1 protein-coding gene is annotated in these 682 nt (G+C 45.0%); it reads left to right on the top strand.

Features of this window, described 5'->3' with window-relative positions:
• Window positions 1-682 (top strand): glycoside hydrolase family 18 protein (locus BHV72_RS06795; protein ID WP_502691082.1); only part of this gene is annotated, 682 nt, incomplete at both ends.

Raw genomic sequence — 682 nt, 5'->3', positions numbered from 1 at the left:
TGACTTTGATGATGAGTACACCAGTTATAATAACTCCAATCCCAGTCCCGGCTTCGAAAAACGTTCACGTGCCAACTTCGCGCGCTTGGTTTACGAATGCCGCCAAGTGTTTGACAAAAAGTTGATCGGTGTGTATGAATATGGTTCGCTCGACTCTCCAGACGGTGAGGTAGAGGGTATGAAGGTAGGTGACATTGTGGACTATATGACCTACGGTTACTACCAGAATCAGAATCCCGAGGGAGCCTTTGGCCGTGAAGAGTCTCATTTTGAGAACCTGCCCAAATCCAAGTATGCTCCGCTGCCTTGGAAGATTAATGATGAGTTGAACGGAGGTTGGAGTGGATTTGACAAGAGCAAATTCCAGAAAGTGAAAGATGAAGGTTATGGCATTCAGATGTTCTACAATCCCAAACCGCTGGTGTATCAGTATTATACGTTGCTTTCGGAAATAAGTAAAGTACTTTTTGATGATGAAGTGGAGTGGAGCGGCAAGTACTGGAGCCGTATCGGTGAAGCTTATCAGGGCAAAATGTTGGGTTATGAAGATTTGGTCGGCGAGTGGAAGGTAACTTCCAGCAATTCTCTCTTTACCTATGTGGATGAAGAAGGCAATCCTCGCTGGTGGGATTGGAAAGGCAGTCAGGAGTTTGAGAAGAATGTAATTATAGAGAAGGATGAA

The sequence above is a fragment of the Bacteroides sp. 43_46 genome, assembly GCF_001915455.1.
Classification (GTDB): Bacteria; Bacteroidota; Bacteroidia; order Bacteroidales; family Bacteroidaceae; genus Bacteroides; species Bacteroides caccae.
Note: the sequence above shows the minus strand (reverse complement) of the source record. Positions and strands in the feature narration are given on the sequence as shown.